General features: G+C 63.4%; 16 protein-coding genes. 13 read left to right on the forward strand and 3 right to left on the reverse strand.

The window, feature by feature from the left end; genetic code table 11:
- Nucleotides 1-60 precede the first annotated feature (60 nt).
- From N551_RS36455 to N551_RS38505, 13 genes are all read left to right on the forward strand, one after another.
- Nucleotides 61-1284 (forward strand): sensor histidine kinase, encoded by a 1224-nt coding sequence (locus N551_RS36455; protein ID WP_035963368.1) that lies wholly within the window; start codon nucleotides 61-63, stop codon nucleotides 1282-1284.
- 45 nt (nucleotides 1285-1329) lie between these two features.
- Entirely contained in the window at nucleotides 1330-1707 is a 378-nt protein-coding gene (locus N551_RS0132190) for a response regulator (protein ID WP_027570420.1), read from the forward strand.
- A 34-nt stretch (nucleotides 1708-1741) separates the two neighbouring features.
- Nucleotides 1742-2473: a PRC-barrel domain-containing protein gene (locus N551_RS0132195; protein WP_027570421.1), complete on the forward strand. Its 732-nt coding sequence runs from the start codon at nucleotides 1742-1744 to the stop codon at nucleotides 2471-2473.
- A 345-nt stretch (nucleotides 2474-2818) separates the two neighbouring features.
- Complete coding sequence (locus tag N551_RS0132205) at nucleotides 2819-3178, forward strand: DUF2200 domain-containing protein (RefSeq protein ID WP_027570422.1); 360 nt, start codon at nucleotides 2819-2821, stop codon at nucleotides 3176-3178.
- Nucleotides 3179-3295: 117 nt separating this feature from the next.
- On the forward strand, nucleotides 3296-4084 hold the full coding sequence (locus N551_RS0132210; RefSeq protein ID WP_027570423.1) for a helix-turn-helix transcriptional regulator: 789 nt from the start codon (nucleotides 3296-3298) through the stop codon (nucleotides 4082-4084).
- 77 nt (nucleotides 4085-4161) lie between these two features.
- Nucleotides 4162-5328, forward strand: a complete 1167-nt coding sequence (locus tag N551_RS0132215; RefSeq protein WP_027570424.1) for a cytochrome P450 — start codon at nucleotides 4162-4164, stop codon at nucleotides 5326-5328.
- A gap of 359 nt (nucleotides 5329-5687) precedes the next feature.
- Nucleotides 5688-6650 (forward strand): sulfonate ABC transporter substrate-binding protein, encoded by a 963-nt coding sequence (locus N551_RS0132225; RefSeq protein WP_027570425.1) that lies wholly within the window; start codon nucleotides 5688-5690, stop codon nucleotides 6648-6650.
- A gap of 38 nt (nucleotides 6651-6688) precedes the next feature.
- On the forward strand, nucleotides 6689-7642 hold the full coding sequence (locus N551_RS0132230; protein WP_027570426.1) for a sulfonate ABC transporter substrate-binding protein: 954 nt from the start codon (nucleotides 6689-6691) through the stop codon (nucleotides 7640-7642).
- Nucleotides 7639-8814: an FMNH2-dependent alkanesulfonate monooxygenase gene (gene ssuD / locus N551_RS0132235; RefSeq protein WP_027570427.1), complete on the forward strand. Its 1176-nt coding sequence runs from the start codon at nucleotides 7639-7641 to the stop codon at nucleotides 8812-8814. The genes N551_RS0132230 and ssuD overlap by 4 nt, the downstream gene beginning before the upstream one ends.
- On the forward strand, nucleotides 8811-9617 hold the full coding sequence (gene ssuC, locus N551_RS0132240; protein ID WP_027570428.1) for an aliphatic sulfonate ABC transporter permease SsuC: 807 nt from the start codon (nucleotides 8811-8813) through the stop codon (nucleotides 9615-9617). The genes ssuD and ssuC overlap by 4 nt, the downstream gene beginning before the upstream one ends.
- A gap of 20 nt (nucleotides 9618-9637) precedes the next feature.
- A complete protein-coding gene (locus tag N551_RS0132245; RefSeq protein ID WP_027570429.1) occupies nucleotides 9638-10474 on the forward strand; it encodes an ATP-binding cassette domain-containing protein in 837 nt (278 codons plus the stop codon).
- Between the two features lie 34 nt (nucleotides 10475-10508).
- A complete protein-coding gene (locus tag N551_RS0132250; protein ID WP_027570430.1) occupies nucleotides 10509-11090 on the forward strand; it encodes a flavin reductase family protein in 582 nt (193 codons plus the stop codon).
- Between the two features lie 95 nt (nucleotides 11091-11185).
- Nucleotides 11186-11344, forward strand: coding sequence for a hypothetical protein (locus N551_RS38505; protein ID WP_018453881.1), 159 nt, complete (start codon nucleotides 11186-11188; stop codon nucleotides 11342-11344).
- 114 nt (nucleotides 11345-11458) lie between these two features.
- Here the strand turns inward: N551_RS38505 and N551_RS0132260 are convergent, their stop codons facing one another.
- The 3 genes from N551_RS0132260 to fliN all read right to left on the reverse strand — a co-directional run bounded on the left by N551_RS0132260 (nucleotide 11459) and on the right by fliN (nucleotide 14610).
- Entirely contained in the window at nucleotides 11459-12613 is a 1155-nt protein-coding gene (locus N551_RS0132260) for a M20 family metallopeptidase (RefSeq protein WP_027570431.1), read from the reverse strand.
- Between the two features lie 216 nt (nucleotides 12614-12829).
- Nucleotides 12830-14215, reverse strand: a complete 1386-nt coding sequence (locus N551_RS0132265; protein WP_027570432.1) for a sigma-54-dependent Fis family transcriptional regulator — start codon at nucleotides 14213-14215, stop codon at nucleotides 12830-12832.
- A gap of 44 nt (nucleotides 14216-14259) precedes the next feature.
- Nucleotides 14260-14610, reverse strand: coding sequence for a flagellar motor switch protein FliN (gene fliN / locus N551_RS0132270; RefSeq protein WP_007596160.1), 351 nt, complete (start codon nucleotides 14608-14610; stop codon nucleotides 14260-14262).
- Nucleotides 14611-14612 lie beyond the last annotated feature (2 nt).

Raw genomic sequence — 14612 nt, forward strand, 5'->3', positions numbered from 1 at the left:
CTTCAAGCCACCGCGTATCGCCGCGCTTCTGCGAAAGACGCAATCCAGATTGGCGATTTAATGCCCTCCGAACCGAGGCTGGTTTCAGGAATGGCCTCCGATGCCTCCCTCGATCGCCAGGATGAGCTTCCATACCGTCGCCGCCAACAGGCTCTCCTCAGGGAGTTCGGTACGGCTGCACTGCAAACCCGTGACTTCAGGCAAATTCTTCAGCATGCGGCAGAACTCAGTGCTCGCGGTCTGGGATGCTCATACGCCAAGGTTCTGGAATATCTTCCGGACGAGAAGCGTTTGATCGTGCGTGCCGGGATCGGCTGGCCCGCGGGGACAGTAGATCACGTAACGCTCGGTGCTGATATCGAATCGCCCGCGGGCTTTGCCTACCAGACCGGCCAATCGGTCATCTCCAATCACTTGCAGGAAGAGACACGTTTCCGGACGCCGGCGCTTCTGGCCAAGCATGGCATCAAACGTGCGATCAACGTGCTTATCAGGCGAGGTGGCGAGGGCGACGTGCCGTTCGGTGTTCTCGAGGCCGATAGTCACGATCCCGGACAATTCGACGACGCTGATGCGGATTTCCTGGCTGGTTTCGCAGGCCTGCTCGGCATCGCGATTGAGCGCCAACACGCCGACGCCAAGCTTCAGGAAGCTCTTGAGCACGAAGCATTGCTCACGCGTGAGATGAGTCATCGCGTCAAGAACAGCCTCACCTCAGTCGTTGGCCTGCTACGTGTGCAAGCACGTGGGTCGGATTCCGTCGATGTGAAGCACGCATTGGAAAACGCCGCCATGCGCGTCGCTTCGATCGCGGAAGTGCATGATCATCTCTGGCGCGGCGGCAAGGTCGGATTCGTCGATCTTGCCGATTTCGTCGAGCATCTTTGCAGAAATCTTCAGAGTTCGGCGCCGGAACACAGGCTTCAATATCGTTCGGATCCCATCGTCATATCCGCGGACAAGGCCATTCCTCTGGGCTTGCTGGTGAACGAGCTCGTCACAAACGCGATTAAATATGCCTATGTCGATGGGCCGGGTGTCATCGCTGTAGACGCCCGCGAGATCGACGGACATCTGCTGGTCGAAATCTCCGATCAGGGCGCAGGGCTACCCGACGGGTTTGACATCAACCAGCCGCGGAAGAGTCTCGGATTCCGGGTCGTCAGCGGCCTGGTCAGGCAGTTGATGGGCGAGCTTACGATCTCAACAAATATACCGAGGGGAGCGCTATTCACAATCCGGCTTCCTCTTGATCACCCTCAACAATCGCTCGATGCGTACTGAAGGCTATTCCGGGTTTCTGCATTGAAGTCTTGAGGGTTCTCTTACATGGCCTTGGCCACTCCACCCATCCGAGTCCTTGTTGTCGAAGACGAAGCGTTCATTCGCATGGACGTAGTTGACGTGCTCCGCGCGGCCGGATTCGAAGTGCTAGAGGCACCCGGCGCCGACGAGGCCATTCAAATGCTCGAACGCAACTCTGATGTCCGTCTCATATTCACGGACATCGATATGCCCGGTTCAATGAACGGTTTGAAATTGGCGGCGGCTGTCAGGGACCGCTGGCCGCCAGTCAGGATCGTTGCAACCTCGGGCCACGTCAAAATACGAGCCGGTGATCTTCCGGCGGACGCCCGGTTTATCCCCAAGCCCTACCAGCCGGTGCAAATCATCGACGCGATCCGTGAGCTGACCAGCGCGGCGTAATGAACTACCCCAGTTGCCAAGAAGGTAAGTTGCAATGAAGACCATACGGACCTTGTTCATGGCTGCGCTGATCGTTGCCGGGGGTGTCACCCAGGCGCTGGCTGAGTGCCAAATTGCTGACGCAAGGCTGGAGGAGGCCATTCAGCAAAATCCCCGGTTTCGAGGACCAGCCAACAGTCAGGCCGTGCGCGACCTTCGGAGTCTAAGAGATGCCGCTTTCACGCTTCGATCTTATGGACGGCATGACGACTGTGAGCGTCTCCTCGCCAACATTCGCGAACTCATCGCGGGGCCGCCGATGGGGTCGTTGGGAGACAACGATGAGGAAGAGGCCGATAAGCAAATTGCTGCTCGTGAACCGAAAATCAGACGCGGAGCGACTTTAGGCAGCCGTGACAAGAAAGACGCCAAGCCGTTAATAAAGATCGACCAACTTACGCCCGGTTTGAGGACCGACGAGATGATTGGGGCGGAGGTCCGCAGTTCCGATGACAAGATCGTCGGCGAGGTGCGTAACATCGTCTTTGGCACAAAAGATGGAAGGGACTACGCGATCGTCGCCTCGGGCGGATTTTTCACCACTGGAAAGGACAGCATCGTGGTGCCGATCCGATCTCTGAAGGTTACGCAGGATCGATCAAGCTTCTTTCTTCCCATTGGGAAGGAAGTCATGAAAACGGTGCCTGTGATGCCTGACCAGGAATACAAGTGGCTCTCCGACCCGGCTTGGCGCGCCAATAACGATGCCTTGTTTGAAAAGCCGTAGCCGACCGGCGGCGCGTTTTTACGCAACGGCGCATCACTAGCTAGCCCAGAGCTTCGTTCACTTCCACATGCAGAGCGTTGCGTCGGTGAGGGCGAAAGCGGACAGGTTGAGACCACCGCCCGTCCCGTAGAGAACCATGTGACCTGAACTGGCGGCGTCGACAGCGATCGTGGCACGGGGAAGTTTTGCAGCATTTCCTTCCACAGACTTTCCAGTCAGAGCTTCTACAGGCAAACTCCATCGATGGCAGGTCTCTGTCGGCCACCGTCGGCGGATGTGGTGGCGAAGGATTACGGTATAGTCTCAAGCCTCTACGTTCCTGACGAGTGATCCCCTGGAGTGGTCATGGCAAAACACCGCGTCTACACCACCAGCTTCGCAAGCGTTTACCCGCTTTACGTTGCGAAGGCGGAAAAGAAAGGACGCACCAAAGCAGAGGTCGATCAGGTCATCTCCTGGTTGACAGGTTATGGTCAGAAGGAGCTGGAAGCTCAACTGGAACAGCGGACGGACTTCGAAACCTTCTTTGCGAAAGCCCCCAAGATCAATCCTTCGCGAGCCCTCATCAAAGGCGTGGTTTGCGGCGTCCGGGTCGAGGATGTCAAAGAACCAACGATGCGAGAGATCCGCTACCTGGACAAGCTGATCGATGAGCTGGCCAAGGGAAAAGCGATGGACAAGATTTTGCGCAAAAGTGCTGACTAAGGGGGCATCCTTCGTCCGCCTGGCTTGGCGACGTTACGGCAGATATCCGGCGACACCCGCCTTTCGCTGCGCGGCCATTGCTGATAAATTTCGTCAAAAGGCGATGGGGAGAAAACGATGCGCCCTCGCGGGACGCCCGCAAATCCGGCTGTTGGGGATGTCACGCCCGCGGTGCTTGCCATCGGTCGTCCGGATTTCCCTGATATCCTGATCGATACACTGCGCCGGCAGGCCGGGGTCGGGCATTGCATGGTGTTCGCGCTGAGCCGCGCGGGCGCCGCACACTGCCTGCTCGATGCCGGCAACATCCCGATCGGCGGCGATCTCGGCGCGGCCTATGCCGGGCAGTTCCACCAATCCGATCCCAACCGCGATGCGCTGTTCGAAGGCGAGGGCCGTGCGACGCTCGTGCTGCCCGCCTTTGCGCCGCGGATGTACGGCGCGCGCTACCGAAAAATGTTCTTTGTGGATTCCGGCATCGTCGACAAATGCGCGACCGCGATCTGGGTCGACGATACCTGTTTCTACGTCAATTTCTATCGCATCGCTGTCCAGGGCCGCTTCAGCGACGCCCAGCGTTCGCGGCTTGAGGCCATCGCACCGGCCATCAGTGCGAGCGTGGCACGCCATTTCCAGCACAGCTCGGCGGCGACGACCGAGCAGTCTCTCGCCGCGCTCTTCGCGACGCGCGCGCCGCTCGCCAGCCTCACCCCGCGCGAGCAGGACGTTTGCCGGCGCATCCTCTCGGGCTTCAGCTCCGAGGCGATCTCGCAGGCGCTCGGAATCAGCCTGCATTCGACCCTGACCTATCGCAAACGCGCCTATGAGCGGCTCGGCATCTCGTCACAAAGCGAGCTGTTTGCGATCGTGCTGCGCCTGCTCGCCGGCCCGCGCGGCCTGAACTGAAGCTGTCCCAATCGCTGGGGACAGACGGCGCCTCCTGAAGCCGCTAACGTTGGCGGTGATCAGCAATGGAGCGAAGCTTGAGCACCGCGCCGCGCATCGACATCGACCCTGTCGCATTCTGGGCCGACCCGTACCCGATGCTCGCGACAATGCGCAAGGAGGCGCCGATCGCCTTCGTGCCGCAGCTCGGCTCGACGCTGCTGACGAGCCGCGACGATATCTCGATCTCCGAGAAGCAGATCGACGTGTTCTCCTCGCACCAGCCCGCGGGCCTGATGAACCGGCTGATGGGCCACAACATGATGCGCAAGGACGGCGAGGCGCATCAGGTCGAGCGCCGCGCGATGTTTCCGACGGTGTCGCCGAAGACGGTGAAGGCGCACTGGGCCGCGCTGTTCCAGGCCCATGCCGATCGCATCATCGACGCGATCGAGCCCGGGCGGATCGATTTCATGCGCGATTTCGCGTTGCCGTTCTCCGGCGAATGCCTGAAGTCGATCACCGGCCTCACCAATATCGGCTTTGCGGACATTGACGCCTGGTCACAGGGCATGATCGAGGGCATCGCCAACTACAGCGGCGACGCCGCCGTCGAGGCGCGTTGCCATGCGGCGACGTCGGGAATCGATGCGGCGATCGACGACATCCTGCCGGTGATGCGCAAGCATCCCGACCAGAGCATCCTCGGCGTGCTGCTCGCGTCGGGCATGGCGATGGAGAGCGTGCGCGCCAACGTCAAACTCGCGATCTCAGGCGGCCAGAACGAGCCGCGCAAGGCGATCGCCGGCACGGTATGGGCGCTGCTGAGCCATCCAGACCAGCTCGATCTCGTGCGCAAGGGCGAGGTGACGTGGCTCCAGGCCTTCGAGGAATATGCCCGCTGGATCTCGCCGATCGGCATGTCGCCGCGGCGCATCGCAAAGCCGTGGACGATCCGCGACGTCGCGTTCGAGACCGATGAACGCGTATTCCTCATGTTCGGCTCCGCCAACCGCGACGAGAAGCATTTTGAGCGCGCCGACCAGTTCGACGTGCGGCGTGATACGGCCAAGAGCGTCGCGTTCGGCGCCGGTCCGCATTTCTGCGCCGGTGCCTGGGCCTCGCGCGCCATGATTGGCGACGTCGCACTGCCGACCTTGTTCGCCCGTGCCGGCCGGCTCGAGATCGCCGTCGACGAACCGGTGCGGATCGGCGGCTGGGCCTTTCGCGGGCTGCAAAATCTGCCCGTGAGATGGCTGCATTAGTCCGGCAGGGACCGGTCCATCCGCAACGCCGCCATGATGCCATCCTGCTCCTGTTTTGCCCGACGAGTCAAAGCAATTTCGGATAAGGCGTAAGTCATTGTTTTCGCACGTCCCGGCTACTGTGCATGGGGTTGTTTTCGCGATTTTTTGAATCTTGGCCGGGCGCGTGCGTTTTTCACATTCGCGTGCGGAAAAATATCCCCTGCATTCGCTCCGCCGATTGAAAGATTAATCATGCGCTCCGCCATGCGCGCAGTGCTTGCATCGCTATTTTTCCGCGCGTCTCGACACCTTCGATCAGCCGCACCATCATTCCCGAGCACGAATGAAGGACGGCCGCACGCGGCCGGGAGTGTCGGATGCAACGTCGGGACTTTCTCAAACTATCCGTTGGAACTGCGGCAGTCGCCGCATTCGCTTCGCGCGCCAACGCGCAAGGAACGTCACAAGGCGCGGTAAAGGAAATTCGTGTCGGCTACCAGAAGACCGGCGTGCTGGTTATCACGCGTCAGCAGGCCGCCCTGGAAAAACATTTCGCGCCCTTGGGCGTCGACGTGAAATGGGTCGAGTTTTCGTCGGGACCTCCGATGATGGAGGCGATGAATGTCGGCAGCGTCGATTTCGGCGCGGTCGGCGATTCTCCGCCGGTGTTCGCCCAGGCCGCGGGCGCGGCGATCGTCTATGCCGCCGGCCAGCCCATCACCAACGGGCAGGGCATCCTGGTGCCGAAGGACTCGCCGATCCGCTCAATCGCCGACCTGAAGGGCAAGCGCGTCGGCTTCACCAAGGGCTCCAGCGCCCACAATATCGTGGTGCAGACGCTGGAGAAAGCCAGCCTCACCTATGCCGACATCACGCCGGTCTATCTGACGCCGCCGGATGCCGGGCCCGCCTTTGCCAATGGCAGCATCGAAGCCTGGGCGATCTGGGATCCGTATTTCGCGATCGGCGAGACCAAGCAGGGCGGCCGCATCCTGGTCAATGCGCGCGACGTCACCAAGACGAATTCTTTTTTCATCGCCAACCGCGAGTTCGCCAGGAATCGCGGCGCCGTCCTGCAACAGATCATCGATGTGACGACCGCGGCCGGTCAATGGGCCGAGCAGCACCGGGACGCGGTCGCCAAATCGCTCGCCGCGATCACCGGCGTCCCGTTGGACATCCAGACCCTCGCCGCCAATCGCGCGAATTTCGTGGTCGGCCCGGTCACCGACGACGTCGTCACGACCCAGCAGGGTGTCGCCGACCGCTTCCACAAGCTCGGCCTGATCCCGAAGCCGATCGTGATCCGCGACATCGTCTGGCGCAACCCGGCAGCCTGATCGTGCCAACCAGCCTTCCCATTCAAAAGGGTTTGAACATGAGGCGTATCATCCAGCGTCTGATCGCGGCCATCGTGCTGTCGATCGGCATCGTCGCCGCCGCGGTCGGCACCTCCTACGGACAGGACAAGGTGGTCCGCATCGGCTACCAGAAATACGGCAAGCTGGTGCTGCTCAAGAGCAAGGGCACGCTGGAGCCGAAGTTAGCTGCCGACGGCTACAAGGTGGTGTGGACCGAATTCCCCTCCGGCCCGCCGCTGCTCGAGGCGCTCAATATCGGCGCGATTGATTTCGGCAACACCGGCGAAGCCCCGCCGATCTTCGCGCAAGCCGCCGGCGCGCCGATCCAGTATGTCGCCTACGAGCCGCCCGCGCCGAAGGGCGAGGCGATCCTGGTGCCGAAGGAGAGCCCGCTGAAATCGGTCGCCGACCTCAAGGGCAAGAAGGTCGCGCTCAACAAGGGCTCCAATGTCCATTACCTCCTGGTCAAGGCGCTGGAGAAAGCCGGCGTCAAATATTCCGAGATCGAGCCGGTGTTTCTCGCGCCAGCCGATGCGCGCGCCGCCTTCGAGCGCGGCGCGGTCGATGCCTGGGTGATCTGGGATCCGTTCCAGGCCGCCGCGGAAGCGGCGACCGGCGCCCGCACGCTCGCTGACGGCACGAACATTGTCGCGAACTACCAGTTCTATTTCTCCTCGAAGAAATTCCTCGAAGCCCATCCTGAGATCGTCGACGCCGTGCTGGCCGAGCTGAGCGCGGTCGACGATTGGGCCAAGGGTGATATCCACGCGGTTGCCGAGCAGCTGGCGCCGTCGATCGGCCTGTCAGTGCCGGTGGTCGAGGTCGCGCTGAAGCGGCAATCCTACGGCATCAAGCCGCTGACCGATGCCGTCATCGCCGATCAGCAGCAGGTTGCGGACGCGTTCTTCGCGCTCAACCTGATCCCCAAATCCATCAAGATTTCCGACGTGGCGCGGAGGCCAGGATCATGAGCACGCACAGCAAGCAAGCGAACGCCAACATCCTCTGGTTCCTGCCGACCCACGGCGACGGCCGCTATCTCGGCACCGGCATCGGCGGCCGCGAGGTCAATTTCAACTATCTGCGCCAGATCGCGCAGGCTGCCGACCAGCTCGGCTATTTCGGCGTGCTGCTGCCGACCGGGCGGTCTTGCGAAGATTCATGGATCGTCGCCTCCTCGGTCGCGCCGTTCACCGAGCGGCTGCGCTATCTCGTGGCGGTCAGGCCCGGCCTGCAATCGCCGAGCGTGGCCGCGCGCATGACCGCGACGCTCGACCGCATCACCAACGGCCGGCTCCTGGTCAACGTCGTCACCGGCGGCGATCCCGTCGAGAACAAGGGCGACGGCATCTTCCTCGCCCATGACGAGCGCTACGAGGTCACCCGCGAGTTCCTCAGCGTCTATAGCGAGCTGCTCGCCGGCAAGACCGTCAATGTCGAGGGCAAGCACATCCACGTCGAAGGGGGCAAGCTGCTGTTTCCTCCGGTGCAGTCGCCGCGTCCGCCGCTCTATTTCGGCGGCTCGTCGGATGCCGGCATCGACGTCGCCGTCGATACCGTCGACAAATATCTGACCTGGGGCGAGCCGCCGGCCTTGGTCGCGGAGAAGATCGCGAAGGTGAGGGAGGTCGCAGCGGCTCGCGGTCGAAAACTATCCTTCGGCATCCGGCTCCACGTGATTGTCCGCGAGACCAGCGACGCGGCTTGGCGTGCGGCGAATGAGCTGATCAAGCATGTCAGCGACGAGACCATCGCGACCGCGCAGAAGAACTTTGAGCGGATGGATTCGGTCGGCCAGCAGCGCATGGCGCAGCTCCATGGCGGCAAGCGCGACAAGCTCGAGATCGCTCCGAATCTGTGGGCCGGTGTCGGTCTCGTGCGTGGCGGCGCCGGCACGGCGCTGGTCGGCGACGCCCAGACTGTCGCGGCCCGTATCAAGGAGTATCAGGACATCGGCATCGATACCTTCATCATGTCGGGCTACCCGCATCTGGAGGAAGCCTATCGTTTTGCCGAGCTGGTGTTTCCGCTGCTCTCGCTGGAGCAGCCCAGCAACGTGACCAAGCTGCACTTCAACGGTGGCCCTTTTGGTGAAACGGTCGGCAGCGATTATCGTCCGCAGCAGCAGGTGTCGCAATCATGAGCCTGATCGACAGCGTTTCGCTTCCCCGCGGCTTGCGCCTGCCGCGCGCGAACGGCCTGATCCAGTGGATCGTGCCGCTCGCCATCATCGCGATCTGGCAGGTCGCCAGCGTCACCGGCTTCGTGCCGACGCGGGTGCTGCCGGCGCCGAGCGACGTGTTGCTTGCGGGCTGGAAGCTGCTGCTCTCCGGCGAGCTCGTTCGCAACATCTGGGTCTCGTTCTGGCGCGCCTCGATCGGCTTCCTGATCGGCGGCAGCATCGGCTTTGCCTTCGGCCTCGCCAACGGCCTGTCGCAACTGTCGTCAAAGCTCACCGATACCACGCTGCAGATGGTGCGCAACGTGCCGCATCTGGCGCTGATCCCGCTTGTCATTTTGTGGTTCGGCATCGACGAGAGCGCGAAGCTGTTTTTGGTCGCGCTCGGCGTGTTCTTCCCGATCTACCTCAACACGCTGCACGGCATCCGCACCGTCGACCCGCAGCTGATCGAGATGGGCCGCATTTACGGCATGACCGACGGCGAGCTGTTCCGCCGGGTGATCTTTCCGGGCGCGCTGCCCTCGATCTTCGTCGGCATCCGTTTTGCGCTCGGCATCATGTGGCTGACCTTGATCGTCGCCGAGACCATCGCGGCGTCCTCGGGCCTCGGTTACATGGCGATGCAGGCGCGCGAGTTCATGCTGATCGACGTCGTGGTGCTCTCGATCCTGATCTACGCGCTGCTCGGCAAGCTCGCCGACAGCGCCTCCCGCCTGCTGGAGCGCCTGACGCTCTCCTGGCACCCGGCTTATTGGAAACGCTGAGCAGACATACTGGGAATCACATGCAGACAGCCCTTCGTACCTCCCTTCCGGACACCGAACTCGCCAGCCGCGCCCATTTCGCGCCTCACGCCCGCGTCGTGCGCGAGGAGCGCCCGGTGCAGACATCTGGCCTGCCGCTCAGCATCCGCGGCTTGCGCAAATCCTACGGCGACAACGAGGTGCTGCGCGGCATCGACCTGCACATCCCCGCCGGCCAGTTCGTCGCGATTGTGGGCAAGAGCGGCTGCGGCAAGAGCACGCTGCTGCGCCTCATCGCGGGCCTGGAGAAGTTCGACGCCGGTAGCATCTCGCTCGGCGACGCCGTGAAGCCCGAGGATATCCGCGTGATGTTCCAGGAGCCGCGGCTGTTGCCTTGGGCCCGCGTTCTCTCCAATGTCGAGGTCGGCCTCGGTCGCGATCGTTCATCCAGTGATGCGCATACACGCGCCGATAAGGCGTTGACCGAAGTCGGACTGACCGACAAGCGCGACCAGTGGCCCTCGGTACTGTCGGGCGGCCAGAAGCAGCGCGTAGCTCTTGCCCGCGCGCTGGTCTCGCGTCCCCGTGTGCTCGCCTTCGACGAGCCGCTTGGCGCGCTGGACGCGTTGACCCGCATCTCGATGCAGCGGTTGCTGGAGCGCGTCTGGCGCGACCAGGGCTTTACCGCGATCCTGGTAACCCACGATGTCGCCGAGGCGGTCGCGCTGGCCGACCGGGTGCTGGTGATCGAGGAAGGGCGGATCGCCCACGACGTTGTGGTTAACACGGCCCGGCCGCGCGAACGCGGCTCGGCCGAGCTCGCGGGTCTCGAAGGCTCGATCCTGAGCCACCTTTTGTCGGCGGACGATCGTACCTAGATAGACAGGGACCCCCCCGCTTGGGGACGATGCCATGAATGTAGTGCCCCGCGATCTCATGACCGAAAATGTCGTCTCCTCCGCCGATTTCCGCGGCGCCATGCGCCATCTCACCGGCGGCGTCAGCGTCATCACCGCCGGACGGGGCAAGGACATCACCGGCATGACCGTCACATCGGTCAGCTCGTTCTCGGTCGATCCGCCGACGCTGATCGTCAGCATCAACCGCGACGCCTCCTCCTTCCCGCTGATCCGTCGCCACGGCGCTTTCGGCGTGAACATCCTCGCGGCCGATCAGCTCGACATCGCCGAGCGCTTTGCCGGCAAGGGCGGGATCAAGGGTGCCGATCGTTTCGCGGGCGCCAGATGGGTGACGGCGGTCTCGGGTGTTCCGCTGCTGGTCGGTGCATTGTCCGCCGTCGATTGCGAAGTCGAGGAGATCTTCGAGCGCCATTCGCACGGCATCGTCATCGGGCGGGTGCGAGACGTCAGGAATTCGACCCGCAATGCTGCTCTGGCCTATTGGCACGGCCAGTACGTGGCGGTGGATCAGGACGAAGACGCGGTCAGGCTTGCGGACGTCAGCGTTCCCACCCACGTTCGGCGCGGCATTTGATCGCCGCCGGCCACAGGCCGTGCAGGCTGGCCTTTTCCCCGTCATCGCTCTAGAAGCGCTGCCTGAGCCTCCCGCCGGGACAGCAATGGAGCGCAATGATGAAACGCGTCGCGACCTGGGCCTTCTATGCGGTCGGCGCGCTCGCGATCGCCTATCTCGCGCTCTATGCCTATGCGATGTTCAGCGGCCATCCGATCGTGCCGGGCGACCCCATCCAGATATTCCGCAGGCCGGATGCGCCGAGCTATTCGTGAGGTTCTCTCCTCGTCATGGCCGGGCTTGGCCCGGCCATCCACGCGCCGCCGCGATTCCCGGAGAGACGTGGATGCCCGGGACAAGCCCGGGCATGACGGCGGAGTGCGTGGCGACTACCCCCGCAAGATCGCCAGCGCCAGCGCCAGCGCCTGCGCGCGCGGCACGATGCTGTCGAGCTCGAGATATTCCTCCGGCGTGTGCGCGAGTCCGCCGACCGGTCCGAGCCCGCAGATGGTCGGCGTTCCGACCGCGGCGGTGAAGCCGGAATCGGCGCAGCCGCCGGAGAACTCGCCCTGAAGCGTGGTGAGGCCGGCCTGCTTTGCGGCGGCCTGATAATTCTCGAACAGTGCCTTTGAATCGGCGCTCTGCACCACCGGCACGAACTCGCCCTTGACCGTCAGCGTCGCGCTGGTGCCGGGCACGTAAGGTGTCGCGATGATGGTCTCGATCGCGGCCATCACCCTCGCGCGGTCCGCCGGATCGACGTAGCGCAGGTCGATCTGCCCTTCAGCGTAAGGCGCGGTCGTGTTGACGGATTGCCCGCCAGAGACAAGGCCGACATTGAGCGTGATGCCCTTGTCGAGATCAGTCAGCGCGTGGATATGCACGATCTTGTGCGCGAGCTCGCCGATTGCGCTGACGCCGGCGGCGAAATTGGCGCCGGAATGCGCGGCTTTGCCGATGATGGCGAAATGCATGAAGATGCCGCCCTTGCGGCCGGTGACGATATTGCCGGTCGGGCGGCCTGGCTCGGAATTGAACACGGCGCGCGCGGCGCGTCCTTCGCGCTCGATCACCGGCCGTGAGGAGGGCGAGCCGATCTCCTCGTCCGAGGTGATCAGCAGCTTGATCGGGTGCGGATTGCCGCCGAATTTGTTGAAGGCGGTTGCCACGAATATGTTCATGACGACGCCGGACTTCATGTCCGCAACACCAGGACCATAGGCGCGCTTGTCTTGAATCGTGAACGGACGCCGCGCGGCCTCGCCTTTGCCGAACACGGTGTCGCGATGTCCCATCAACAGCACCGGCTTCTCGTTGCTGCCGGGCTTTGCCACCTCGGCGTGGATCGCATCGCCGAAAGTGCCGTGGCTTTCGCGCCGGAACGGAATGCCATGCTCGGCAAAATGCCGCTCGAACCGGGCCCCGACCGCATCGACGCCTTCCTTGTCATAGGATCCGGAATCGATGTTCACGACATCGCGCAGCAGGTCGATCATCGCCTGCCGCTGCGTCGCCAGCCAGTCCGTGATTTGATCTTGAGACATGTTGATCCTCGCGTGGTTCTCACGCGGGGTTATAGGGCCTTGCGGGGGCCTGGCCTAGTCGCCGGATGCGGTGCGGCCATGCTGCGGTTCAAGGCGGGATATCTCTCCACCTTCGCCGGGACGACACTGGGCCGTGGCGCGCGGTGACGTTCTATCTCAAACAAAAATGCCCGGGACTGGGCCCGGGCATTCGCATTCTCTCAATCGGCGTGGATCTTACGCCCCCACCATCGGCATGCGCGGATACTCGCCCGGGGTGCCGGCTGGCGTGATCGGAATGCCGCCGTCGGAATATTCGTTGAGCTTGTTGCGCAGCGTACGGATCGAGATGCCCAGGATATTGGCGGCATGGGTCCGGTTGCCGAGGCAGTGCTTCAGCGTCTCCAGGATCAGGTCGCGCTCGACGTCCGCGACGGTGCGGCCGACCAGGGCCCGCGTCACCTGCTCGGCGGCCATGGTGGCATGCGCCACGGCCGGCACGGTTTTGGCGAGGTCGAGGCGGTCGCCGTCGGGCGTGAGGATCGCATCGGCGCCGATCTCGTCGCCCTGCGCCATCAGCACCGAACGGTGCATGGTGTTTTCGAGTTCGCGGACGTTGCCCTGCCAGCGGTTGGTGGAGAGCACGCGGCGCGCTTCCGCCGAGATCGGGCGCATCGGCACGCCGTTCGCTTCGGCGTATTTCTTCACGAAGTGCTGGGCGAGCTCGAGAATGTCGAGGGGACGCTCGCGCAGCGGCGGGATCTTCAGATTCACGACGTTGAGCCGGAACAAGAGGTCCTCGCGGAACGTGCCCTCGCGCACGGCCTCGACCAGGTTGCGGTTCGAGGTCGCGATGATGCGGATGTCCACCGGGACCGGCTTGGTGCCGCCGACGCGGTCGATCACGCGCTCCTGGATGGCGCGGAGCAGTTTCGATTGCAGGCGGACGTCCATCTCCGAGATTTCGTCGAGCAGCAGGGTGCCGCCGGTCGCCTCCTCGAACTTGCCGATGCGGCGGGCGATCGCCCCGGTGAAGGCGCCCTTCTCGTGGCCGAACAGCTCGGACTCCAGCAGATGCTCGGGGATCGCGGCGCAGTTGATCGAGATGAACGGGCGCTTGGCGCGTCCCGAGCGGGTGTGGACGTAGCGAGCCAGCACTTCCTTGCCTGTCCCGGATTCGCCGGTGATCATCACCGAAGCGTCCGAGCCCGCGATCTGCTGGGCGAGCTTGATCACCTTGGCCATCGCCTCGTCGCGATAGACCAGCTCGCGGGAATCGTTGGCGACGGCAGCCAGCACCGCTGCGATCAGTTCCGGGTCGGGCGGCAGCGGGATGTATTCCTTGGCGCCGGCATGGATCGCGGCAACCGCGGCGCGGGCGTCGTTGGTGATGCCGCAGGCGACGATCGGGGCGTGGATGTGCTCGGCCTCCAGACGCATCACGAGGTCGCGGATGTCGAGGGCGACGTCCACCAGCAGCAGGTCGGCGCCCTTGCCGCCGCGCAGCACGCGCATCGCCTGTTCGTTATCCTCGGCGTGGGTCACAGTGGCGCCGTTCGCCATCGCGATCTTGGTGGCGGTGGTGAGCTGGCCCTTCAATGTGCCAACGATGAGAAGCCGCATGTCAGTCTCCTGTCCGTCTGGTCGCGCTGCCGCGCGTCGTCGCTTTAGGCGCGTTCAGTCTTGATGATTTCAGTCATGGTCACGCCGAGCTTGTCCTCCACCAGGACGACTTCGCCGCGGGCGACCAGCTTGTTGTTGACGTAGATGTCGATGGCCTCGCCGACGCGCCGGTCGAGCTCGAGCACGGTCCCCGGTCCGAGCTTCAACAGCTCGCTGACGTCCATCTTGGAGCGGCCGAGCACGGCCGAGACCTGCACCGGCACGTCGAATACGGCCTCGAGGTCGGCGGCGGCGCGCGTCGCGTATTCGTCTTCGTTGTAGCCGACGTCGGTGCCGGTAGGCGGCATCGGGCCGTTGAGATCGGGCAGCGGGACCTGTCCGTCAGTGTCGCTCATGA

It is taken from the genome of Bradyrhizobium sp. URHA0013 (assembly GCF_000518345.1).
GTDB lineage: Bacteria > Pseudomonadota > Alphaproteobacteria > Rhizobiales > Xanthobacteraceae > Bradyrhizobium.